At 40.0% G+C, this 22792-nt stretch carries 18 protein-coding genes, 2 tRNA genes and 1 pseudogene; 16 read left to right on the forward strand and 5 right to left on the reverse strand.

Translation table 11 applies throughout. The features are described 5' to 3' along the window. Positions 1-2: 2 nt before the first annotated feature. The 9 genes from DC082_RS00375 to DC082_RS00415 all read left to right on the forward strand — a co-directional run bounded on the left by DC082_RS00375 (position 3) and on the right by DC082_RS00415 (position 10308). On the forward strand, positions 3-1139 hold the full coding sequence (locus DC082_RS00375) for a hypothetical protein (RefSeq protein WP_133243665.1): 1137 nt from the start codon (positions 3-5) through the stop codon (positions 1137-1139). A 27-nt stretch (positions 1140-1166) separates the two neighbouring features. Further along, positions 1167-2681: a type IV pilus secretin PilQ gene (gene pilQ, locus DC082_RS00380; protein ID WP_109235271.1), complete on the forward strand. Its 1515-nt coding sequence runs from the start codon at positions 1167-1169 to the stop codon at positions 2679-2681. A 136-nt stretch (positions 2682-2817) separates the two neighbouring features. Beyond that, positions 2818-3408 (forward strand): shikimate kinase AroK, encoded by a 591-nt coding sequence (aroK, locus tag DC082_RS00385; RefSeq protein WP_268245755.1) that lies wholly within the window; start codon positions 2818-2820, stop codon positions 3406-3408. Next, positions 3405-4481 carry a 3-dehydroquinate synthase gene (gene aroB, locus DC082_RS00390; RefSeq protein WP_094568269.1) on the forward strand — a complete coding sequence of 359 codons (1077 nt, stop codon included), beginning with the start codon at positions 3405-3407 and terminating at the stop codon, positions 4479-4481. Before aroK ends, aroB begins: the two co-directional genes overlap by 4 nt. Positions 4482-4499: 18 nt before the next feature. Further along, positions 4500-5456, forward strand: coding sequence for a P-loop NTPase family protein (locus DC082_RS00395; RefSeq protein ID WP_133243666.1), 957 nt, complete (start codon positions 4500-4502; stop codon positions 5454-5456). 207 nt (positions 5457-5663) lie between these two features. Next, the gene (locus DC082_RS00400) at positions 5664-7592 is read left to right on the forward strand and encodes an ATP-binding cassette domain-containing protein (RefSeq protein ID WP_109235273.1); all 1929 of its coding nucleotides are present in this window, start codon (positions 5664-5666) and stop codon (positions 7590-7592) included. 56 nt (positions 7593-7648) lie between these two features. Then, positions 7649-7987, forward strand: coding sequence for an outer membrane protein assembly factor BamE (locus tag DC082_RS00405; RefSeq protein WP_157957377.1), 339 nt, complete (start codon positions 7649-7651; stop codon positions 7985-7987). Between the two features lie 123 nt (positions 7988-8110). Next, positions 8111-8743 (forward strand): Maf family protein, encoded by a 633-nt coding sequence (locus tag DC082_RS00410; RefSeq protein ID WP_109235275.1) that lies wholly within the window; start codon positions 8111-8113, stop codon positions 8741-8743. A 200-nt stretch (positions 8744-8943) separates the two neighbouring features. After that, positions 8944-10308 carry a tetratricopeptide repeat protein gene (locus tag DC082_RS00415; RefSeq protein WP_109235276.1) on the forward strand — a complete coding sequence of 455 codons (1365 nt, stop codon included), beginning with the start codon at positions 8944-8946 and terminating at the stop codon, positions 10306-10308. Positions 10309-10485: 177 nt separating this feature from the next. Here DC082_RS00415 and ftsY read toward each other — a convergent pair whose 3' ends face one another. Then, a complete protein-coding gene (gene ftsY, locus DC082_RS00420) occupies positions 10486-12054 on the reverse strand; it encodes a signal recognition particle-docking protein FtsY (RefSeq protein WP_109235277.1) in 1569 nt (522 codons plus the stop codon). A gap of 242 nt (positions 12055-12296) precedes the next feature. Between ftsY and DC082_RS00425 the strand changes: the two genes are divergently transcribed. The 5 genes and pseudogenes from DC082_RS00425 to DC082_RS00445 all read left to right on the forward strand — a co-directional run bounded on the left by DC082_RS00425 (position 12297) and on the right by DC082_RS00445 (position 15654). Next, positions 12297-12373: transfer RNA gene (locus DC082_RS00425), tRNA-Val, on the forward strand. Positions 12374-12382: 9 nt separating this feature from the next. Next, a tRNA-Ile gene (locus DC082_RS00430) sits at positions 12383-12459 on the forward strand. Positions 12460-13070: 611 nt separating this feature from the next. Next, positions 13071-13839 (forward strand): annotated as a pseudogene (locus DC082_RS00435) (IS5 family transposase). Positions 13840-13996: 157 nt separating this feature from the next. Then, positions 13997-15148: an ImmA/IrrE family metallo-endopeptidase gene (locus tag DC082_RS00440; RefSeq protein ID WP_109235278.1), complete on the forward strand. Its 1152-nt coding sequence runs from the start codon at positions 13997-13999 to the stop codon at positions 15146-15148. Next, positions 15148-15654, forward strand: a complete 507-nt coding sequence (locus DC082_RS00445; RefSeq protein WP_109235279.1) for a DUF4411 family protein — start codon at positions 15148-15150, stop codon at positions 15652-15654. Before DC082_RS00440 ends, DC082_RS00445 begins: the two co-directional genes overlap by 1 nt. Positions 15655-15732: 78 nt before the next feature. Here DC082_RS00445 and DC082_RS00450 read toward each other — a convergent pair whose 3' ends face one another. Beyond that, positions 15733-16224, reverse strand: coding sequence for a hypothetical protein (locus DC082_RS00450; RefSeq protein ID WP_109235280.1), 492 nt, complete (start codon positions 16222-16224; stop codon positions 15733-15735). A gap of 108 nt (positions 16225-16332) precedes the next feature. After that, on the reverse strand, positions 16333-18312 hold the full coding sequence (locus DC082_RS00455) for an FUSC family protein (RefSeq protein WP_109235281.1): 1980 nt from the start codon (positions 18310-18312) through the stop codon (positions 16333-16335). A gap of 510 nt (positions 18313-18822) precedes the next feature. Between DC082_RS00455 and xpt the strand changes: the two genes are divergently transcribed. Beyond that, positions 18823-19395: a xanthine phosphoribosyltransferase gene (gene xpt / locus DC082_RS00460; protein ID WP_109235282.1), complete on the forward strand. Its 573-nt coding sequence runs from the start codon at positions 18823-18825 to the stop codon at positions 19393-19395. 39 nt (positions 19396-19434) lie between these two features. Further along, positions 19435-21012 (forward strand): B12-binding domain-containing radical SAM protein, encoded by a 1578-nt coding sequence (locus DC082_RS00465; protein ID WP_229821504.1) that lies wholly within the window; start codon positions 19435-19437, stop codon positions 21010-21012. Positions 21013-21249: 237 nt separating this feature from the next. On the opposite strand, the gene ispE is transcribed toward DC082_RS00465, so the two are convergent. Further along, on the reverse strand, positions 21250-22131 hold the full coding sequence (gene ispE / locus DC082_RS00470) for a 4-(cytidine 5'-diphospho)-2-C-methyl-D-erythritol kinase (RefSeq protein ID WP_109235283.1): 882 nt from the start codon (positions 22129-22131) through the stop codon (positions 21250-21252). Between the two features lie 8 nt (positions 22132-22139). Continuing rightward, positions 22140-22697 carry a lipoprotein insertase outer membrane protein LolB gene (lolB, locus tag DC082_RS00475; RefSeq protein ID WP_109235284.1) on the reverse strand — a complete coding sequence of 186 codons (558 nt, stop codon included), beginning with the start codon at positions 22695-22697 and terminating at the stop codon, positions 22140-22142. Positions 22698-22792 lie beyond the last annotated feature (95 nt).

The following is a 22792-nucleotide window of genomic DNA, read 5'->3' on the forward strand; positions in this document are numbered from 1 at the left end:
CATTGTTAGAATTAGTTCAATTTTTTAAGCGAGATCTTCGGGAGTTTCACTGGCACGATTATTGCCGGCTCTCTTTTAAAAGTCGTTGGATACTGCTATCGGTTCTTTTGCTGTTATTAAGTTTTCTTCTTCTAAAATGGACCCCCTTAGGATTTGATTTTTCAGAGAGAAGAGAGCTGCAACAGTTAGAAGAGCGATATCAACGGCAACAATCACTATTAACCCTTGTAAGAGAGGAGCAGGAGGCATTACTAAAATCTCCTCAGCTCAAGGAAGTGAGAGCGATGATTCAGCAACAATTGACAAAATGGGGGTCGGTTGATGATTTTGCGGAGAGAGTTTATCGCTCTTTCATCGATAATGGATTAATCCTTTCACTATTTACTCCTATTTCTGATGCGTCTCATCGAGGAAGTCTTACTCTTAAGTTACGGTTATGTGGTGATACATCACAACTTTTAAAGAGCCTCTATTCACTTTCGGAGCAGTATCCTAGATATCTTGTAGAGATTGAAAGTTGGACGAAGATGTCAAGTAATGCCCTTTGTGATACTGCGATAGAAGAGATGGCAGCGCAGATGCCAAGGAAGATGTTTAAGGTTCAGCTAAAATTTTATGATCTTTTTATACTTTTAGGGGAGGCCGAGCGCTCAATTTCCTCTCTATCTGATATCCCGGCAACAAAGGCTAGTGATATCTCCCAAGAGCTTTTAACCCATCAATTATCGCTCAGTGATTGGCAAGCGTGGATTGCTCAAAATTTTATCTCAAAAAATTTATCTTCCGAGTCAGGATCATTTCGGCTCCCTTTCTCTTCTGTGAGATTGGATCACAATGATCATTACTCTGCAATAGAAGGCATGCTCAAGAGGCATGAAGAGCCGTTATTTCATTGGCAGTTGGGAGAGGTATTTCAAGGAATTCGTTTTTTAGGAGTGATTAAGAGAGAGGCGTTATCGCTATCCCCCTTCGATCATCGTGGAAGAGCACTATTTTCCTATAATAATGGGAAGATAATAGCTGTTGATCTCTCTATTTTAGAGCGACAATCTGTAGAGATCGATTTTTATAGAGATCAGCTTCTGCTCTTTAATCGGGAGTTTATAGACTATCTTCAAGAAGAAGCCTTAAGAGAGTGACTGCTGGATAAGGCATAGGGGGGGTAGATGCTATTTGGAAGTAGAGTAGAAGCAGAGGGAAGTAGGGTAGTGATGCAGTTAGGATTAAAATTGGAGCAGATAAGATGTTTAGCAGAGAAACAGAAGGGTGTGACAGTAAGAAGATCAATTGTGATAGCTATTTTTCTCATACTATTATTGGGGATTATACTGCAACCTATCAGTTTTGGAAGTAATCAGATCGATAGCCTATCGAAGGAGGAGTCCTCTGATAATACGGGCTCACTCCCTTCTGTTATCGCGACAAATGATTGGGTACCGGATGTGCAGAGTTCACAGAGCTTTCAAAATGGAGAGCCTCTCTACTCTTTCTCGCTAAATGGCGTCAGCCTCTCTTACTTTGTGAATCTATTGGCGAAAGAATCAGGGAGAAATATTATTGTTGATCCCACTGTTGATCAGCACATTACACTCCATCTTAATCAGATGAGTTTTTCAGAGATATTAGAGCTTCTCCTTCTCTATACGGGGTTAAGTTCAATGGAGGTAAATGGTGTCATCATGATTGCAAGCCACAATACTTTTGCAAGAATGAATCAAGAGAAGATCATTACTGAGGTTGTCGCGCTCCATTATGCAGAAGCAAAGGAAATTGCTGAGATTTTGCGAGGAAAGGCATCAGGAGGATCAGCTGAATTACGAGGAGGTGGTAATGGATCAACTTTCACTCTCGGTGTCGATCATCGTCTCAATCAGGTAGTGATAACCGCATCTGTATCTGAAATGAGGGAGTTGAAACGCCTTATTGATCAGTTAGATCAGCCTGCACAACAGGTGGAGATCTCCGCTTACATTGTGGCTGCTTTTGATGATTTTGCTAAAGAACTTGGGGTCAATTGGGGACTCAATTATCAACGGGGAGCTTATGAGCTTTCAGGAACGATTCCTAATGAGCAAGCAGGTGCAGGTCACTTTGGAGGTCAATTAGGAAGTTTAACCTCATTAGGGGTCTCTCTTCCCGATTTTTCTATGGGCTATATGATTTTAGGCAAAGGGCTAAATTTAGGTCTAGAGATCTCGGCAATGCAATCAGAGGGGCGAGGTGAGATGCTCTCTAATCCTACGATTTTAACGACAAGCCGGCGAGCCGCCTATATCAAGCAAGGAACTGAAGTATCCTATTCAACAAGCTCTAATGAGGGGACAAATACAGAATTTAAAGATGCGGTTATGGAGCTTAATGTCGTCCCGCAAATCACCCCAAAGGGGAAGATTTTGATCGATATCTTAATCTCTAAAGATGAGATCTCAGGGTATGATCCAAAAGGGGAGCCTATTATTTCGAAAAAAGAGCTCAAAACGCAGGCATTAGTCAATCATGGTGAGACAATCGTTTTAGGCGGTATCTATGAGTATGATACCGCAACAACTGTTTCAGAAGTCCCTTTTTTGAGTCGACTTCCCTTTTTAGGGAGACTCTTTAAGCGAGAGGGAAATAAGCAGAAAAAGGCAGAGTTGTTAATATTTATTAGGCCAAGAATAGTTGATACACTGAGTCCTTAATCAAAGTGAAGTCAAAGTGAAATCAAAGCGAAAATAGAAGCAGAGATTAAAGAGAAAATTAAAATAGAGTTTGGCAATAGATAAGAAGTTAGTAGGGGTTATTGTCAAGATAGATTTTGTAGGAGCGGGGAATTTGGTGAAGAGTAATACTGAGAATAGTACTGAGAGAAATATTGAGAGAAATATCTACTTAGTAGGGCCGATGGGGGCTGGTAAATCCACGGTAGGGCGTCTATTGGCGGAAGCATTAAATCTCACTTTTTTTGATAGTGATCACTACATTGAGGAGATAACAGGTGTTACGATACCTTACATCTTTGAGTTAGAAGGAGAATCAGGATTTAGAGAGCGAGAAAAACGAGCGATAGAGGCTTTAACGGCAAAAGAGGGGATTATTCTTTCCACAGGAGGCGGTGCTATTTTGGCAGAAGAGAATCGTCGACAACTATCTGATAATGGTATTGTTATCTATCTTAATGTTTCGCCGGAAGTGCAGTATGAACGAGTTCGGTTTGATAACCAGCGGCCTCTATTGCAGCAGGATGATCCGCAGGCCGTTCTTGAAGCACTCTACCTGATCCGTGATCCTCTCTATCGAGAGGTTGCGGCATATACTGCTTTTTCAGACAATATCCCCCCGAAGGTGGTTGTTAGTGGTATCATAGAGAGTATTGTTCAAAATCGATCGCCTCTCCCGGAGTGGCTTATAGGAAGTGATAATAGATGAAGACTTTAACTGTAGATTTAGCCGATCGTTCATATGATATTGAGATTGATAAGAACCTATTAGCGACGAAGCGTTTTGTAGATGAGTTTCCCTATACTCAGCGGCTTGTTTTAACAAATAATACGATATACGCCCTCCACTCAGATCGAATTTTATCTCTAGTTGATGGTAATCGAGACCATGTGGTCATCATTGAGGATGGGGAGCAGTATAAGAATTTAACCTCTTTTGCTGAGGTTCATACCCGTCTTTTAGAGTTAGAATTTAATCGTAAAAGTCTTCTGATAGCCTTTGGTGGTGGTGTGATTGGTGATCTTGCCGGGTTTGTTGCAAGTACCTATCAAAGAGGTATCGACTTTGTTCAGATTCCTACAACACTTTTAGCGCAAGTCGATAGTTCAGTCGGCGGAAAGACTGCGGTCAATCATCCCTTGGGGAAGAATATGATTGGAACTTTCTATCAGCCTAAACGTGTTTTAATTGATCTCTCATTGCTCGAGACATTGCCACAGCGTGAATATATTAGTGGTCTTGCAGAGGTCTTAAAATATGGATTTATTCAAGATGCCCCATTTTTAGAGTGGATGCGACTCAATTATGAAGCGATTTTAGCAAAAGATCCCGAAGTGATTTCAGAGATGATCTATCACTCATGTGCTTGTAAGAAGAGTATTGTTGATCAAGATGAACGAGAATCAGGTATTCGAGCGACACTTAACCTTGGTCATACTTTTGGGCATGCGATTGAGAAATTGATGAAGTATCAAGGAATCCTCCATGGAGAAGCTGTTGCAATTGGTATTAATATGGCCGGCTATCTCTCATGTCGAATGGGATACATTAGTAAAAAGGATCAGCTCTATATCACCTCTCTGCTCGATCTTTTTGGACTGCCTTGTATTGCTCCTGAAGCATTCTCTATTCCTGCATTCTTAAATGCGATGCGATTAGATAAGAAGAATGTGACACAAAAGATTCGTTTTGTACTTTTAGAGACGATAGGCAAGGCAATCATAACGGATGAGGTTCCTGAAGAGTTTATTATCGAAGCAATTGAATTTGGAACACCTTAGATGCACAGAGATGAGCTTATGCATAAATTACCTTGGTTATCCTTAGGGCCTATCGAAGAGGTGATGCGACGGGTAGAGCAACATATTAGTATGGGGCTCGGGGATTTCTACTCTATCTATGGCCCTTCAGGGTGTGGTAAATCTCGCTTTATGATGGAGCTGAGCCGTAGATTAAATGAGTATGGGCATATTGTTGCGCGTGAAGTGATTGCCGGCAAGGGTTCTATTTTTACCAAGATAGCCACTCTTTTAGAGTGTGAGGCGAATGAAGATGCGATTATTACACGTCTTAAGGAGATTCCGCCAACAGGTTTAAAGATGGTGCTGCTAGTGGATGATGCAGATCAGCTCACTACTGAGGAGCTCTCTTTTATCTATCGTACAAAAGAGGCGATCAATAAGAGAGGACTTCGAAGAGGGCAAGAAGAGATCCATGTGGTCGTAGTTCTCTTTATGGATCTTAATAACCAAGATATCTACTCAAAGGAGCTTCTACTTCACTCTAAGAGTTTTACAATTGGTCCGATTAATCACATGCAGATCAAGGAGCTCGTTTGGCATATCTATAAGCATCATGGCAAGACAGCAGATTGCTCCTCTCGGGATCTCAATCGTTTACATGCGTTCTCATATGGTTATCCCGGTCGGATAGTTCGTCTTGTGACCGCAGAATTGCAACCGGCATTTACGCTTAATAAAGCATTAGTCTCTTGGATTTTACTCCTTTTTATCATCGTTGTCGGCATGATCTATGCTGCGTTTAATTATGAGAAGAGTTTAGAACTTCTTGGATTTGGCGATGATAATCCCATAGAGGAGGCTCAACTCTATCCTGAGATGTTGATCCCTTCAAAAATGGCAAAGCCTTACTTTGAGGGGGTTAAGAAGGTGATTGTAGAAGCTGAAAAAAGAGTGATAGCTGCTCCTTTGGGGATCGTGATTATCCAAGGGGAGCCTTCTGCTAGCGATGAGTAGAAGGAGATAATATGGAGTTTCGATTGATGAGTCAGATCGATTGATTTAGCAAGGATTAATTTTTCTTGATTCTAGGTATGTAAACTGCATCCCAGATGAGATCATATCACCCTAAAATCAAGATATGATATGAAACATGATCGAGTATAATGGACAGTCAATAGATTATATTAGGTCTCTTTTTTTAGACTATTCTTCAGGAGTTTTATGGTACTACTACGTTTACAAGATGTCTCTTTAGCTTATGGGGCAAGACCGCTTCTAAAGGATGTGACATTTGCTATTTCAAAGGGTGAGAGAGTCTGTTTAGTAGGCCGTAATGGAGAGGGGAAATCCTCACTCTTGAAGGTTGTATCGCAAGAGATTATGCCAGATGGTGGCGAGGTCGTTTTTAGTGATGATCTGAAGATTGCAAAATTAGATCAAGAGATTCCCACTGATTTAGAGCAGAGTGTCTATGAGGTTGTGACAAGTGGTTTAAGCCAGGTGGGTGAGAAGCTACAGCAGTATCACGCAATGATTGATGCTGGCGACAATGTTGATTTAGCAAAATTAGGTGATCTTCAGAGTGAGCTTGATCGTTTAAATGCTTGGACTCTCGATTCAAGGGTGGCAGAAATCTTAACAAGATTGGAGCTCGATGGTCAAAAACGGATGAATGAGCTCTCTGGCGGTTGGATTCGTCGGGTTCTATTAGCTCGAGTTTTAGTGAGTGACCCTGACCTTATCTTGTTAGATGAGCCAACAAACCATCTCGATATTGAGATGATTGAGTGGTTAGAGAAGACATTGATCGATCTCTACCGTGGTGCGCTTCTCTTTGTCTCTCATGATCGCCAGTTTTTAGATAATGTTGCCACTAAAATTATTGAGTTAGATCGTGGAAATTTAACAGAGTATCCCGGATCATTTTCTGATTATCAGCGGTTTAAAGAGATCGAACTTCATAATGAGGCGCAAGAAAATGCACTCTTTGATAAACGGTTAGCAGAAGAAGAGGTCTGGATTCGACAAGGCATCAAAGCAAGAAGAACCCGAAATGAGGGGCGCGTTCGAGCCTTAAAAGCGATGCGCCAAGAGCGAAAAGAACGTTTAGAGCGTCAGGGAAAAGCTGTTTTACATCATGAAGAGGCACAAAAATCGGGTAAGCGGGTGCTCTATGCCGATGATATCTCCTATTCAGTTGCAGGTAAAAGCTTGATTAAAGACTTTACTTTCACCTTGATGCGTGGCGATAAGGTGGGGATTATCGGTCCTAATGGGGTTGGGAAATCTACTTTAGTGAAGTTATTAATGGGGGATTTAGAGCCCGATAGTGGTCATATTGAGCGGGGAACGCAGTTAGAAATTGCTTATTTTGATCAGCTTCGAACAAAACTCGATCTTAATGCAACCGTTAGTGATAATGTTGCAGATGGAAGTGACTTTATCGACATTAAGGGTAAAAAACGACATGTTATCAGTTGGTTACAAGATTTTATGTTTACCCCTGAAAGGGCCAGAAGTCCTGTAAACTCACTCTCTGGGGGTGAGCGAAATCGTCTACTTTTAGCAAAGCTCTTTACAAAACCTTTTAACTTTTTAGTTATGGATGAACCAACGAATGATCTCGATATTGAAACCTTAGAGCTATTAGAGGAACTGGTTGCTAATTATGAGGGGACTCTACTGTTAATCTCTCATGATCGTGCTTTTCTAGATAGTGTCGTCACCTCTGTTTTAGTCTTTGAAGGTGAGGGAAAGATCGGGGAATATATCGGGGGCTATAGCGATTGGCAAGAGCGTTTAGCTGCAAAGAATGCAGAAATGCAGGCAGCTGAGCGTAAGAGAGAGAAGAGCGCGACGAAAGAATCCCAAGCTGATGATAAGAGAGTATCTTCTAATTCAGATAAGAAGCGTGAGGAGAATAAGCCGAGAAAACTAACATTTAAAGAGACTCATGAGTTAGCACAACTTCCTGAGCTTATTGCGCAATTAGAGAGCGATATTGAAGCTTTAGAGGCGCTGGTACAATCGGCACAATTTTATCAGGAGAGCCATCTTTATCAGACGGATAAGTTAACAGAGCTTGCTGAGAAGAGTACATTATTAGAAGAGAAGTACGAACGTTGGTTAGAACTTGAAAACATTCAATAGAAATTTTGAGAAAAAAGGGTATGATTTATAACGACTCTTTTAGGAGAATAGTGAAGATGAAAATGATAAAACCACTCGTTATATTGGGTGTAAGCCTTCTCTTTGTTGGTTGCTCAATGCATCGCGTTGATGTTGTTCAAGGTAATTATATTGAAGAGACGCGTATAGAGAATTTAAAGCCGGGAATGAGTAAGCATGAGGTACAGATGTTATTAGGGACGCCACTGGTAACGGATGTTTATGAGCCTGATGTTTGGTACTATGTTTTTCAACATTCCACATCAAGTGGTAAAGTGAAAAAAGCACGTACTGTTAAAGTTCACTTCGATCAGCAAGGTCGTTATCTCTATTTAGAGGGAGATAATGAGTCACAATTAGTAGTTGATGCTGAATAGTCAGAAGATGAGTGTAGAAGAGAGATAGAGTCACTCGCCGGTGTAGATAAGATTTATCCTATGGGGTAAATCTTATTTTATATGATGGCTATCTAATCGATGATTATTGAAGGGAGTTACTTGATGAGTCAATATGAAATTTTATTAGCGTCTCGCTCACCAAGACGGCAAGAGCTGTTACAACAATTGCAAATTCAATATCAAACAGTGGATGTTGAGGTTGATGAGCGTGTAAAGGGAGCTATTATGCCGGAATTTTATGTTAAAAGTATGGCAGAAGCCAAGGCACTAGCGGCACTTTCAAAATATCGGGATCAGATCAATCATCAAAGACTTCTTTTAACGGCTGATACGGCGATTAGTTACGGTGGTAAGATTATTGGTAAGCCGGAGAGTGAAGCTCATTTTTTTGATATCATGCGCACTCTTTCTAATAAGCATCATACTGTTTTTACAGCAATTACTTTAGTGGGGTCAGGTTGCAAGGTTGATGCAGAAGGGGCTCGAACTCAAGAGAAATTTGTGACAATGTTAAGTGAAAGTCGCGTAAAATTCTCTATCTTGCCGGAAGACTTTATTCATCACTATTGGCAAAGTGGTGAGCCACAAGATAAAGCTGGTGGTTATGCAATTCAAGGGGTAATGGCGGGGTATATTGAGTCGATCGAGGGAAGTTATTCCGGCATTATGGGATTACCGCTATTTGAACTTCGAAAAGCATTAGAAGAGTTTGATTGTTATCTGATGGATGCTTAATCGTGCATCGATCTAGTATCGATCTGTAGTGTAGGTCTAGCGAAAACCTGACCTCAGTCTCTGTTGGAGTTGTAGGAAGTAAGTTATCAGTAAAGTGTTATTAAAGTGTTATCAAGAAGATACTGATAATAAATTTTGCATTAGCACTGTTATAGAGAGTATTTTAAGAATTAATATCGACATTAATATCGGTTTGAAAGATGAATTCAGTTAAGAGAGAAGAAGAGAAGAGAGCGGTGACTCAGAAGCAAGAGGCGGAATTATCACCTACAGATGTTCAAGTGCAGGGTAAGGTGAAAGGGGAGGGGTCTCTACAAGCGGAGAAGTCGGGCCTCTATAATGATGTTGCTGTTGAGGCTTCTCATGCCGAGTTGTTAGGTGAGCCATTAGAATTTACTGTTAAAGAGTATGATGAAGCACCATCAGATGTTAATGAGAACGTTAAGTCGAATAATAAGTTAACGCATCTCAAAGCCCCTTCATTTGTTGCTGATCGCTCTACTCCAGAGCTCTTTGATGCCGCTCTAGAGAGTAGTGTGCTTTCAGAGATGAACTCTGAAAATAGAAGCGCTTATCTAGGAGGTGGCCGATTAGAGCCCGTGATTTCTGATCATAGTGATGCAAAGGTAGAATCTTTCAGTGCGATCGACTCTATCGTGGCAGAAAATATTGAGGAGATCGAGGAGAGAGCAGCACAGCTAGAAAGTGATGAATCGATCAATAAGGATGAAGATGTCAATGTTAATCCTCCAAAAAAACGACGCGGGAGTCAATTAGGTATGGGATGGTTTCAAGGATTTAGTCTATTTATATTTGGTTTGCTCTTCGTAGGGTTAGCTGCGTTTGCTTACTTTATGTTTGGAGAGGAGTCTCTCTATAGTGGAAAAGAGGTGAAATATGTGGCAGTTCCTAATGAGGAATCGGGGGCAATGGCGGCGTTAAATCCAGCTATTCCGGAAGAGGAGCGGCAGCGTTATATCTATGTTCCTAAAGAGCCTCGTGAAGTCGTTGACGTAGCAGAGGTTGAAGTGCCGGCATTAGAGGGTACAGAAGCACAGAAGTTTACCCAGGTGGAGATTGTAAGTCACAATGATGCAACGGGTGATGATGAGATATCTGTTGTTGAGACTACGGTTGAGGAATCGCCTGCTTTAACGCTTCTATCTCTCGATGATTCGGTAGGAGATCTTTCACAAGAAGCCCAATCTTTAATCGATAGTTATCTTCTTCAGGCTGATATCGCCTATACACAGGGAAATTATGTGGGGGTCGACCAAAACGATGCTTACCACTATTATCAAGAGATCTTAAAATTAGATCCAGAAAATAGTGCTGCGCAACAGGGTTTACTCAATATTGCCGATATCTACTATCGCAGTGCTTATGATGCTTATAATTATGGACAGTTAGATATCGCAGAGCAGTATGTCGCAATAGGTCTAGTTGTTCAGCCTAATCATAGTGCGCTTTATCAGCTTAAATCGATCATTGATCAGAAGCGAGCAGAATCGCAATTTGATATCCCTGCTTTTAATCAAGGTGTACAAGGCTTTCAGTTTGAATAGAGAGAGAAACGCTTAGAATTATTATAAGTTATGACTATTCAAGTTATGACAATTCAACTTAAGTGAATGTATAGAATTGAATAGATAAGCCGAGATAAAAAAGTATAGAACAGAGCATAGAAAAAGGCCCTAGAGATTTTAGATCTTTAGGGCCTTCTACTTAAGAGCGATCTACCATTACTCACCCTTTTCGATTTCACTCTCTTCGGTTGAGATTAAAGCATCTACAAACTCATTTGAGTTGAACGGACGGAGATCATCGATTGTTTCGCCGACACCAATAAAGCGAATGGGAATCTCAAGCTCTTCCGCAATGGCAAAGAGGATTCCCCCTTTCGCTGTTCCATCGAGTTTGGTAAATGTCATGCCGGTAATCGGAACAGTCTCATTAAATTGACGTGCTTGATTAAGCGCATTTTGACCCGTAGAGGCATCAACCACTAACATTACTTCGTGAGGAGCGCTCTCATCATGTCGTTTAATCACTCGATTAATTTTGGCAAGCTCCTGCATTAAGCCTGAGTCTGTATGGAGTCTGCCGGCAGTATCGGCAATTAAGATATCAATTTTCCGAGCTTTTGCTGATTCCATCGCATCAAAGATAACAGAAGCCGGATCAGCGCCCTCTTTTTGTGATATGACAGGGATCTTATTTCTTTCACCCCAAACTTGTAATTGTTCTACAGCAGCAGCTCTAAAGGTATCGCCGGCGGCTAACATTACAGAGCGACCTTCTGCTTGGAATTTCTTCGCTAATTTACCAATAGTTGTTGTCTTACCCACGCCATTTACACCAATCATCAAGATCACATAAGGTGTATGCTCCTTATCGATTACTAATGGTTTTGATACGGGCTCTAAAATCTCCTTCATCTCTACCTTTAATGCCGCAAAGAGTTCATCCACATTAGAGAGTGACTTACGGGAGACAGAGTCACGAATTGAGGTGAGAAGTTGATCTGTAACATTGATGCCCACATCGGCCATTAAAAGGCGCGTTTCTAGCTCTTCTAAGATCTCTTCATTAATCTCTTTTTTACCAAGGAAAAGATCTGCAATTCCTTCAGTAATACTATTGCGTGTCTTACTTAGGCGACTTGTTAGGCGGGCAAAGAATCCTTTCTTCTGTTTTGGCTTCTCTTGAGTGACCTCGACATACTCTTCAGCTTGCTCATTAATCTGACCATCAGCAATTTGCTTATCGGCTTCTTCATCGATAGAAGTTGTTTGTGCGTCGCTGATTGCCGGTTGCTCAACTTCAATCTTTTCAACCTCAGTTTCTTCAGTTTCAGTAACTACTTCAGTCGCTTCCTCTTTGGAGTCCTCAATAGGGGAGGGATCAAGCGGCATCTTACTCTCTGTAACATGCTCTTCTGAGACTTTCTCATCTTGAAGATGACCCTGTTCATTAGATGCTTCAAGAGTCTCCTCTTTGGCATCAGATGCGATCTTTTCTAAGAACTGATGTTGTGCCGGCAATTCTTTTGCAGAATCGGATTGACTCTGAGGTTTAACATTCTCTTTAATCTCATCTGCAATATCGTGAGCAATCTCCTCAACAATATGCTCTACAGTGGAAAGAGGAGAGCTCTCTTTTTGAGAGGGGATCTCTTTATCATCTTCAGCAGGGGATTTGACTGCTTGAACGGAAGATTTTTCCTCAAGCGGAGTCTCTTGAGAGACAGCCTTATCCTCTTTTTTGCCACCAAATAATCTACTAAACCAACCTTTTTTCTTTTCAGCCATAATCTCTACTTCTTATTCTTTATTCTGTTTTAGAATTTATAAATAGGGGGTTAAATTTTAAGGGTTATTCTATCAGTTAATCACTGAGTTTGCTCTTTTCTCTACTTGTGGTATTATTCTAAATCTTAATTAGGCTCTGTTAGCAAATGGCGGTATAGAGATAGGTTTGACTAATTATTAGCTAATCAAGAAATAAGGCTTGTCAAACTCTAAAATATATTGCATTATATGCATCTTGCTTCAGGCGTATAGCTCAGTTGGTTAGAGCGCCACCTTGACATGGTGGAGGTCGTTGGTTCGAATCCAATTACGCCTACCAAATTTATAAGGGCCTTTAGCTCAGTTGGTTAGAGCTCTCGACTCATAATCGAGCGGTCGCTGGTTCGAGCCCAGCAAGGCCCACCAACTAAAGGCCCAAACCCCGCATAATTGCGGGGTTTTTTGTTGCCTGAAGGCTGATTTGGCGGGAAATTTGGCGGGATTTACGTCTTAATTAAGTCAAAGCACTAGCCGGTAGCAAGCGGTTAACAAATGCTGGTAATTACGCATCAACGATCAGATGGCGATAAGCATAAATTATTTTGTGAATGACCGTGATCACTACACGGGCGCAGAAGCGCGATACTCGTTGCCAGGAAAAGCCAAACGAAAGAAAATATTAATCGGCAAAGAAGGGCGAGTCCATATTTAAGGATGATCTTTGAAGGTGAAAACAAGCACAAACATCCATAGAAAAACAGCTTTTCAAGCTTAATCGAGGTAAAGCATCGATCAGCGTGAGTTTAGCCAGAGAAAATCCCAGCCTAACAGCAGAAAGCCTACTAAAGTGAGTGGGTTTCAAATCAAAACGTGATGCTGAAAATTGGATTGTAATTACTGTAACGTATAACTTCCCAGTGGGAATGGATTTGTGAGTGAACTTTTGGGAGAAGTGCTAGGGGCTGTTGAGCATTGTAGTTCAAAATAAAAAAAGCGAGCGGTAGAATATTATCGTCAAACAAAACCTGCCACTCGCTATGTCTCGAACCATGCTTACAGATAAGCTATGGCTGAAACTAAAGTCTATTCTCCTAGATTTAAATATTTAATTTAAATATTTATGACAAACCAAATTTAAGAAATATCGTTGAGGGTATTCTATTTAGAATGAGAACAGGTGTTCCTTGGAGGGATATTCCTGAACAATTTGGGCGACCTAATGCGACTTTTAAGACTTTTAGTTGTTGGTCTAAAAACAACAAGCTATTGAAATTATTTAAAAAACTATCACAAGATATTGATTATGAATGGCTGATTATAGATGGAACTCATATTAGAGCTCACCAGCATAGCACGGGAGCAGCCACAGATAATCCTCAAGGAATATCAAAAAGTGTTGGTGGAAATAGTTCAAAAATTCATATGATCGTAGATGCTTGCGGTAATCTCTCTGAATTTATCGTAACAGATGGAACGACTCACGATATAAAGATCGCTCTAGAGCTACTAAGTAAGACTCCTTTAAATACAACAGATTATGGCAATGCAGATAAAGGCTATGACTCTGAAAGTTTTAGAGAAGAGATTATAAATCAAGGAGCTAAAGCCATTATTCCCAAAAAGAGAAATACTCTTACAAACAATAGTCATATGGACTGGTATATTTATAAAACTCGGCATTTAGAGGAGAATGCATTTGCAAGGCTGAAACATTTTAGAGGTGTAGCAACAAGATGTGACAAGCTAAAACAACATTATAAAAACAATGTTGCTTTAGCTTGTGCCTATACTTGGCTGAAGTTATGAATGTTCAACAGCCCCTAGACTATATTAAGTATGTTTTTTATTTTACTCATTATTTTCATTCTAGCCTCGATTCATCTGCAGCTAGGTTTTGGTATATTTAACGTATAAATACTATAATTATAATCATGATGTTTGTTTTAATTTTTTTGGGGTGATTATGTTTACGGTAGAAGTAGATAAAATCAAATGGATCGCCGGCTCTCTAGGCATGAGTATTGACACTCTTGCCGAGGAGATTGCACCCAAGAAAAAAGAGGACTTTAAAGAGGGGAAGTTAGGAAAAGGCGCGATACAAAAGCTAGCTAAAGTTTCTAAGCAGCCTTTAGCTTTTCTGCTTCATGATTTGCCTTTGAGTGATCAAAAGATTGAGTTCCCAGATTTTAGACAAACAGCGACTCCAATAGAACTTAGTAGTAACTTCTTTGAAATATTAAAAGATGTTCGGAAAAAGGTAGATTGGTATGAGGATTTTTTGAAAGAAGAGGGCTATGAACCTCTCTCTTTCATAGGTAAATATAATTTTAACCTAAAATTATCCGTAACTACTGTCGTAGAGGATATTATAAGAGAATTGAAATGGGCACCTGAATATCCAATAAAGACCGATCTTCTATTAAATAACCTTATCAATGCCGTTGAAGAGAGCAGAATATTAGTTTTTAGAAATTCTATAGTAAAGAATAATACTAGAGAACCTTTAAGTGTTGATGAGTTCAGAGGATTCGTAATCTCTAATCAATATGCTCCAGCGATATTTATTAATACTCGAGATAGTAAAGCTGCAAATTTATTTACACTTGTACATGAACTAGCTCATTTATGGCTTGGGTTAGAAGGTGTTAGTAATATTGATTATGAATATTTAATGAATATTCAAAAGCCAAGCAGAGAGGTTTTGATAGAGCGATTTTGTAATAAAGTCGCTGCAGAGTTTCTCATGCCTCACAAGATATTTAAGCAAAAATGGAATAATAGTAATGAGCCTAAACATGAGGCTTATAATATAGCTAACTATTTTGGAGTTAGCGCATTAGCTGCTGCTATACGAGCGAATGAACTCAAGTTAATTGATAGCGCTTATGTTTCAAAAATTCAGCATGAAACAACATTAGCACTACAAAGAAAAAAAGAAAGAGCAAGCTCTGGCGGCCCTAAATATATCTATATGATACCTATTAGAAATAGCAGGAGATTTACTAATACAGTTGTTCGTAGTGCAATGAATCAGAAAATTACCTTAAAGTATGCAGGGCAATTAATTAATGCGAGCCCCAAGGTTGTAATGGATATTTATAAAGGGCAAGTCTGATGTCAAAATATTTATTAGATAGCAATATATTTATACAGTCTAAGAATCTGCATTATCGTTTCTCATTTTGTGGAAATTTTTGGATTCTCTTACAAGATATGCATGCAACAGGAATGGTTTTTACAGTCAAGGTAGTAAAACAAGAGCTTTTAAAAACCAAAGACGAGTTATCAGATTGGATTCGAAGCTTACCTAAGGAGATGTTTTTAGACCATTGGAATGCAGTTGATGAGTGGGTTACGGTAACAGAATATCCGAGAATTTGCGGACATCCTTATTTTGATTACGCTTTAGAAGAGTTTGCAAATGAGCATGAGGCTGATGCTTGGCTGATTGCATATGCTAAAAAATATGGTTATACCATAGTAACGAATGAAGTCAGAAATCCTGACATGAAGAGAAAAGTCCCACTATATGATATTGCTGAGGCTTTTAGTGTGCCATGCATTACCTTATTTGATTTTTTAGAAAAATATACGGATAACTTCACTTTGAAAGAGGCCTAGAGGTTATTGTTACTTTCAGATATAGGGCTATAGCTTCGTCTGTAGTGTTTTCAATGATCAGGTCTAAATCGATAACTACTACCGATAATCATTATAAGTACCTATCCCAAAGTCATAATATTTTTCAACAAGTTGAAATATCATTGCTCCCTCTTTAAGGGAGATTGTATGAGGTTTGAGTAGGGCGCCATATTGCTCGAGCGTTTGTAGATACTCATCGAGCATCTCTTTTGACTCTTGATTTGCGATAAATAGTAGTAGCGAGTGTTGAGCCTTTTGGCATCCGACTACATCATTTATTTCGTTAGGATAATCAATAAGTGAAATTTGGTAGGGGGTTTTAATCTCTTGTTCCTCTGAAAACTCCTCTATTGTAATCGTGTGATCTAAATAGCTTGCTCGATGCTCTTGATTGAGGTTTTGAAATTGCTCGTTAAGAAGGTTTGTAAGCATTTCTGTTAGCTGTTCAGTTGAGCGATCACCTTCAGTTAATCTCTCTGTTAATTTGTCAGCCATCATTGCGCTACGGATAAGATAAGAGAGGAGTGGCTGAAAAGAGGTGTTTTGCATAACTTTCCTTTTAGTCTATTACAGAAAATATCGTAAAAATTAATATAACAGCTATTACAAATAACTTATTTCAATGGGAGTTTTTTCGGTACTCCTATCTTTTGATAGTTATTGGCTTGCAAAAGCTTGTTGCAGGGTATCGATTTCGCGCTGAATACTATCAAAACCTTCTATCTCAGGGATTGGCTTGATCTTTTCTGCTTCTGAATATTGAGCAGCATTCGCGAGAGTTTCAAATAGAAAGAGCAGAGATGCTAGATCTTCCTCTTTTAGAATGGGGCGGGATGGTTTCTCAGCTGCACTCTCGAGAAGGAAGGCAAGTTTCTCCATTGAGTAGATAATCGGCCAGTAGTATTCTAGCAACTCTCTCTTTTTAGGAATCTCTCCGATAGCAGCATTATAGAGTGCCATAAGATTATTTAAGTTAGTTTTCATCTTTATTAGTCGAGCTTGAATCTGCTTTTCAGTACTCGCTTTCTCTCGAGAGAAGAGTAGAAGAATCATTTGAGACTGGTTTCGTAATGTACGCATTAAAATTCGTGGGATACGTACTGAAGCAGATCGTTTTCCCATTAGAAGAACACCGATAATACCGATTGCACTTCCGATAACGACGTCGATCATTCTTGCGCTAGAGAAGTGGAAGAATGAAAACTCTCCACCGGTGATTGTTTCGGCTAAGAGAAGCGCATTGGGGGTAATAAAGATTACTGCCAAACCGTAGTTACGGATAATGAAAAGCTCGATTGTCGCTGTAAAGAAGAGGATAAAGAGTGCGATGGGATAGCCAGAAGGTTTAAAGTAGAGAATTGAACTGGCAATGATAATTCCGATAAAAGTACCAATTGAGCGTTGAATGGCGCGATGCAGTGTTGCGATCATCGATTCGCCAGACATTACAGCGACACAGGAGAGTGGTATCCAGTAAGAACGAGTGAAGTCGAAGCTATAGGCGATAAGCGCAGCCATTGTAGTGATAACACTAAAACGTATAGCCGTTAAAAAGACAAGCGAGTTACGATCGAAGGCATTCACCAGGAGATCTTTAACAGATGTTTTGCTCTCTAATGTAACGGGTTCCAATTCTGCAAGAGGAGCATGCAAGGCTTGCTCCATTTTTTTGAGCTGTTGCGTAATAATGGCCATTGATGGAGAGAGTGCCGGCAATTTCGGGGTGTCGATATCTGCGGTAGTACTACTATTATTCTTTTTAGAGTGATTATGGAGAAGGATATCCCTATTTTTTCTATTGAGAAATTTATGATCAATATCAGATTCGATTTTTTGTAAGGAGCGTTGCAGATAGAACGCTAGTTCGGGGTTAATAGCTGTATTATCATCGGAGCAATTATTGAGGATAGTTAAAAAGTACTCATTTCCTTCAATGGCAAGATGCAGGAGGCGACGATATGTTTCGGAGGGTTGCCAAGGGAGTTCGCCGGCAATTAAGGTGTCAAAGCTCTCCTTGAAGACCCCCATTGTTTTATACTTCTCCTTCTGAAATTGATCTGTCCCGATACTCTCTGTAAATGTGGTTAATTGTTGATAGGCTCTACGGATCGCTCTAATTTCAGGGCGATGAGGGTTGAGGAGAAAGCCACTCATTGCAATAATCCAAGAGAGCAACGCTCCGAGAGCCACTAATCCTGCACGTGTTAGTGCGCCGATAAGGTCTGTTTCAGTCATATCTGCTGTTAAAGCAAAAATTAAGACAAAAAAGATTGCCGAAGGACCGATAAAACGTAGTGCATTAAAAATAAAGAGACTAACCCCGGCAATTAGGCCCATCACAATAGCAACAGCGAGCGGATAAGGGGATAATATTGAGCCGAGAAAAGAGCAGGTTACAATAGTTATAGCAACAAATAGTAGACGCTTTGAGAGTTGGGCATAAGGGATAGGAAAGGCATAGAGATAGGTAAAGCCCCCTAATCCTGCAATAAGCCCATACTGTAACTGATCTAGCCAAATTCCAATTAAGATAGGAAGTGTCATGGCGATTCCGGCACCGATTGCTCTTTCCCAGGGCCAGGGACGATTATTAACAGCAATGGCTTCTTTGAGAAGATCAGTGACTTTTTTCATCATAATGCTTTAAATCTCCTTTATAATTATTTTTGTGCTACGCCATCAATGGGGTGCTATCAAACTGATAATGTACTTTGATAGCAATTTTGACAGTAATTTCGATAGTAACCTATTTGTGCGCGCATATATTTATATATACACATGCCACATGCCACACGCCTCATATATACAGATGCACAGATGCACAGATGTACAAATGTACAGATGGATACGCAGATATGTACAACCATATGAATGGGTGCGGAATATTATTATAGGCATCCTGTGTAATAGGGGTATCGTAAATAGAGAAGCCCATAAGATGGGAATAAAGTAGGGCATGTTCCCTCGATTTAGGCTACAATATTGCACAAATTTTTTTTGATATTCCTCACTATATTAGCACTTAACAATAAGTGTGATGGTAATCATTATCGATTATTCTTATCGATTATTCGATCTCTAATGAATGATGTGGGATATCATGTAATCTGTTCACCGCTGGTGCTCTATTAGAAACAAAAGGTATTTATGAAACTGCTTCACGAAAGAATTGTCCAAGATGGTTTAGCATTTGATGATGGGACCTTAAAGGTTGATAGCTTTATTAACCACCAAATGGATCCGATCTTAATGAAATCGATTGCGGTAGAGTTTGTTCGCCGTTTTGCAACGCTCCCGATCAATAAAATTATTACTATTGAAGCAAGCGGTATCGCACCAGCGATTATGTTAGGCTACCTATTAGAGCTTCCGGTTGTATTTGTGAAGAAGAAAACACCAAAAACAATGGAAAAAATGTATCTTTCAACAGTTTACTCTTTCACTAAGGATCGTACATACAATGTTTGTGTCAGTGAAGAGTATCTCTCTAAAGAGGATAATGTTCTCTTCATCGATGACTTCTTGGCAAATGGTAATGCTGCGTTAGGAGTGAAATCATTAATTGATCAAGCAGGGGCAACGCTTTCTGGTATGGGCTTTATTATTGAGAAGAGCTTCCAAGAAGGGCGTGCAAGGTTAGAAAAAGAGGGAATTAATGTTCAATCTCTCGCGCGTGTTGCCTCACTTGCCGGTGGTAAAGTTTCATTTATTGAAGAGTAGTTGTTAGGAGTATTAATTTAGATTTAGAGAAAGATTCCAATGACAAGAGAATCGATACAAGGACAGATGGATATTTTATTAATTACATTAAATGCGCGTTATTCCCATGCTTCACTAGGTCTTCGTTATCTAAAGGCGAATCTTTATGAGCTAGAAGAGCGGGCAGAGATCCTTGAGTTTACGATTCAACAAAATAGGGAGGCGATGTTAGAGGAGATCTATCATCGTCAACCTAAAATCGTCTCTTTTGGTATCTATATCTGGAATTTTAGAGAGACGACACTACTTATTCGAGATCTTCGAGCCCTTATGCCGGATCTGGTTATTACAATTGGCGGCCCTGAAGTCTCTTATGAGTATGAAGAAATTGAGATATTTCCTCTGATTGATTATCTGATTACAGGTTGGGGTGATATCAGTTTTTATCAATTGGCAAAATCACTTCTGATTGAGAATCAGCCTTGGGAGAGTAAAGTTATAAAGGGGATAGAGCCTCCATTATCGGAGATTAAATTGCCCTATTATCTCTATACAGAAGAGGATATTAAATATCGAACAGTCTATATTGAAGCCTCTCGAGGGTGCCCTTTTAAGTGTGAATTTTGCCTCTCTAGTCTAGATAAGACAGCTTGGCGCTTTCCTTTAGAGCCTTTTTTAGATGCGATGGATGATCTCTATCGTCGTGGCTTGCGTCAATATAAGTTTGTTGACCGAACTTTTAATTTAAAGAAAGATTTTACTCTAGCAATTTTAGATTTTTTCCTACAGAAAATTGCCGAGAATCCCGATGATCCCCTCTTTCTTCATTTTGAGTTGGTGCCTGATTATCTTTCTGATGAATTAAAAGCAAAAATCTTAGAGTTTCCAGATGGTTCATTGCAATTTGAGATAGGTATTCAGACACTCAATAGCACAACTCAACATCTTATTTCACGACGTACTAATCTTCCGATTGCGAAAGAGAATATCTCTTGGCTCTCAAAAAATACCGATGTCCATCTCCATGTCGATCTTATTGTGGGGTTGCCTGATGAGGATTTAGAGAGTTTTGCTGTGGGGTTTAATGAGCTCTGGTCATGGGAGCCTCAAGAGATTCAGGTCGGTATTTTGAAGCGACTTAAAGGAGTGCCGATTATTCGACATACCAATGAATTTCAATATCGATTTAGCCAAGAGCCTCCCTATTCAATCTTACAAAATCGAGAGCTACCATTTCCTGAGGTAATGGAGATGGAGCGCTTTGCAAAGTTTTGGGATCTTATCGCAAACTCAGGCCGTTATCGTGAAACGTTACCGCTTATTCTTGCTGACAAGCCTTTTGAGGAGTTTAGGGCGTTAGCTCGCTCACTCTATCAAAGCTTCGGTCGAGCATATGCTATTGCTTTAGATCGACTCTTCAAAGCGATCTATCTCTATCTAGTGGATGAGAGAGGATATAGTGTTGAGAGGGTTCGAGAAGTGATGCGGCAGGACTTTTTACGCACAGGAATTAAAGGATGGCCGAAGTATCTCGGTGAAAGACCTGATGAGCTGCTCTTTGAAAGAGATCGGAAGGCGAGTAAAGAGGAGCGACTCCATGAGGCGTTGCCGCAACGACAAAGACAGCATCGAGTCTAAATCGATTAGATAAGATTCAATTTCTTCAATATCTATCGCTCTCCCCACTTAAAACACCATTGAAATGAGATCCCACTCAATGGTGTTTTTTATGCAATGACATTTTATAAGTCTCAATTTGCGCCAAATTTAATCTAAACTCACTCCGGAAACCCATTCCAGAAATCAATTCTAGAAACCAATTCTAGAAAACAGTTTCTGAGATCTATTTCATAAGCTCATTTCATAAGCTGACTTCTAATCTATCCTTTTTTCATAAGGTTTTAGTTGAGGATAAGCGCTATAAAGAGGTGAGATATTGCGGCTTTGGAAAGGGATGAGCTGCCATTGATGCTGTGTGGCAAGTTCTCTGATTTGTTGATACTTAGTCTCTCCATCGCTCTCTTTGGAGGGTTCTTTAATATAGAGACATGAACCTGTACCGGTAATATAAGGATCAAAATCGAGCGCTATGAGCCTTTTCATGATCTGCTCCATCTCAGGATAGTGGTGATATATTGCCGGCAAGCAATCATTAATCGCACGAGATTGATCGAAATAACACTCACTCATCATCGCTGAGTTTCGGGGTAGAAAAGGGCTCTCAAAGATCACTTTTGTACTGATGTGAATACCGGGATTGATCATTAAGAAGCGTTCTTCAGGAAGATCGAGAGGCGTTAGTTTTTCACCTATTCCTTCCCCCCATGCACTTCTTCCATAGATAAAGATAGGGACATCCGCCCCTAATTGACTCCCGATATCGATCAGTTGCTCTTTTGTGAGATTGAGTTTCCATAGTTTATTCAATACGATTAGGGTTGTTGCCGCATTGGAGCTACCACCTCCGATGCCGGCACCCATTGGAAGATTTTTGACAAGATCGATCATCACCCCTTTGGTGCATTGGGTCGCATCTTTGAGTGCCATAATGGCGCGATAGATAAGATCCTCTTCCTTCGGGAAATTGATATGAGGGTAGTGGAAGGTGATCTCAGGATGATCGGTAATTTGATAGCCGATCTCATCATAGAGATCGGTGAATTGAAAAACCGTTTGTAGATAGTGGTAACCATTAGCTTCGCGTCGAATGACTCGAAGCATGCGATTGATTTTGGCAGGGGAAGGGTAATATTGCATTGTTTACCTTATCGAATAATCCAGTTGTCAATTAAGAAACGTAAGCGAATATCATTGCCACGAGTGATTGTCATCTTTAAGGGGAGTTCTAACCCACTCTTAGTGGTCCACTCCTGGTAACTAATATTCCAACCATCTTCATTGAAACGCTCTATCTTTCCATCTTTATCGTAAGTGATGTGAGTATCGGGGTGGTAAGGTTTTCCTTTAATCCAATTTTGAGTGCCTGACACAGGCCATTCGATGCCGGTAAGGTTATAAAAGAGTTGATCCGGACCTCGATCCTTAAAGGTCTGTTCATCGATTGTAATGGTTGTTTCATTATCGGCGATCTCGATATCTGCACGACCTTGGGCAAAAGGTCCTTGAATGATAATGTTGATCGTACTATTTTTGGCCTGTTCGATAGCAAAGCTCACTTGCCCGCTCTGTGTCGGATGCTTGATTGCGGTTCTGCCAAAAACTTTATAGTAGTCAGATTCCTCTAATGACACATAATTAGGGGCTGTACAGGCGGTAACTGCTAAAGTGAAAAAAATAAAAGGGATAATTTTTGATCTTTTCATGGTTTTTTAAAAAAAGTTTGATAGAATTGTTTCCGTCGTTACACAGCGCAGAAAGAAATCTCTTAAAAGAGAATGATATTCTACACTTTGAAGCG

Source organism: Ignatzschineria indica, from assembly GCF_003121925.1.
Taxonomy (GTDB): Bacteria; Pseudomonadota; Gammaproteobacteria; order Cardiobacteriales; family Wohlfahrtiimonadaceae; genus Ignatzschineria; species Ignatzschineria indica.

What these genes read in the sequence shown, in the direction of transcription:
- pilQ (WP_109235271.1), top strand. Translation starts at nt 1,167, where the DNA reads ATGCTATTTGGAAGTAGAGTAGAAGCAGAGGGAAGTAGGGTAGTGATG.
- aroB (WP_094568269.1), top strand. Translation starts at nt 3,405, where the DNA reads ATGAAGACTTTAACTGTAGATTTAGCCGATCGTTCATATGATATTGAG.
- DC082_RS00395 (WP_133243666.1), top strand. Translation starts at nt 4,500, where the DNA reads ATGCATAAATTACCTTGGTTATCCTTAGGGCCTATCGAAGAGGTGATG.
- DC082_RS00400 (WP_109235273.1), top strand. Translation starts at nt 5,664, where the DNA reads ATGGTACTACTACGTTTACAAGATGTCTCTTTAGCTTATGGGGCAAGA.
- DC082_RS00405 (WP_157957377.1), top strand. Translation starts at nt 7,649, where the DNA reads ATGAAAATGATAAAACCACTCGTTATATTGGGTGTAAGCCTTCTCTTT.
- DC082_RS00410 (WP_109235275.1), top strand. Translation starts at nt 8,111, where the DNA reads ATGAGTCAATATGAAATTTTATTAGCGTCTCGCTCACCAAGACGGCAA.
- DC082_RS00415 (WP_109235276.1), top strand. Translation starts at nt 8,944, where the DNA reads ATGAATTCAGTTAAGAGAGAAGAAGAGAAGAGAGCGGTGACTCAGAAG.
- ftsY (WP_109235277.1), bottom strand. Translation starts at nt 12,054, where the DNA reads ATGGCTGAAAAGAAAAAAGGTTGGTTTAGTAGATTATTTGGTGGCAAA.
- DC082_RS00440 (WP_109235278.1), top strand. Translation starts at nt 13,997, where the DNA reads ATGTTTACGGTAGAAGTAGATAAAATCAAATGGATCGCCGGCTCTCTA.
- DC082_RS00445 (WP_109235279.1), top strand. Translation starts at nt 15,148, where the DNA reads ATGTCAAAATATTTATTAGATAGCAATATATTTATACAGTCTAAGAAT.
- DC082_RS00450 (WP_109235280.1), bottom strand. Translation starts at nt 16,224, where the DNA reads ATGCAAAACACCTCTTTTCAGCCACTCCTCTCTTATCTTATCCGTAGC.
- DC082_RS00455 (WP_109235281.1), bottom strand. Translation starts at nt 18,312, where the DNA reads ATGATGAAAAAAGTCACTGATCTTCTCAAAGAAGCCATTGCTGTTAAT.
- xpt (WP_109235282.1), top strand. Translation starts at nt 18,823, where the DNA reads ATGAAACTGCTTCACGAAAGAATTGTCCAAGATGGTTTAGCATTTGAT.
- DC082_RS00465 (WP_229821504.1), top strand. Translation starts at nt 19,435, where the DNA reads ATGACAAGAGAATCGATACAAGGACAGATGGATATTTTATTAATTACA.
- ispE (WP_109235283.1), bottom strand. Translation starts at nt 22,131, where the DNA reads ATGCAATATTACCCTTCCCCTGCCAAAATCAATCGCATGCTTCGAGTC.
- lolB (WP_109235284.1), bottom strand. Translation starts at nt 22,697, where the DNA reads ATGAAAAGATCAAAAATTATCCCTTTTATTTTTTTCACTTTAGCAGTT.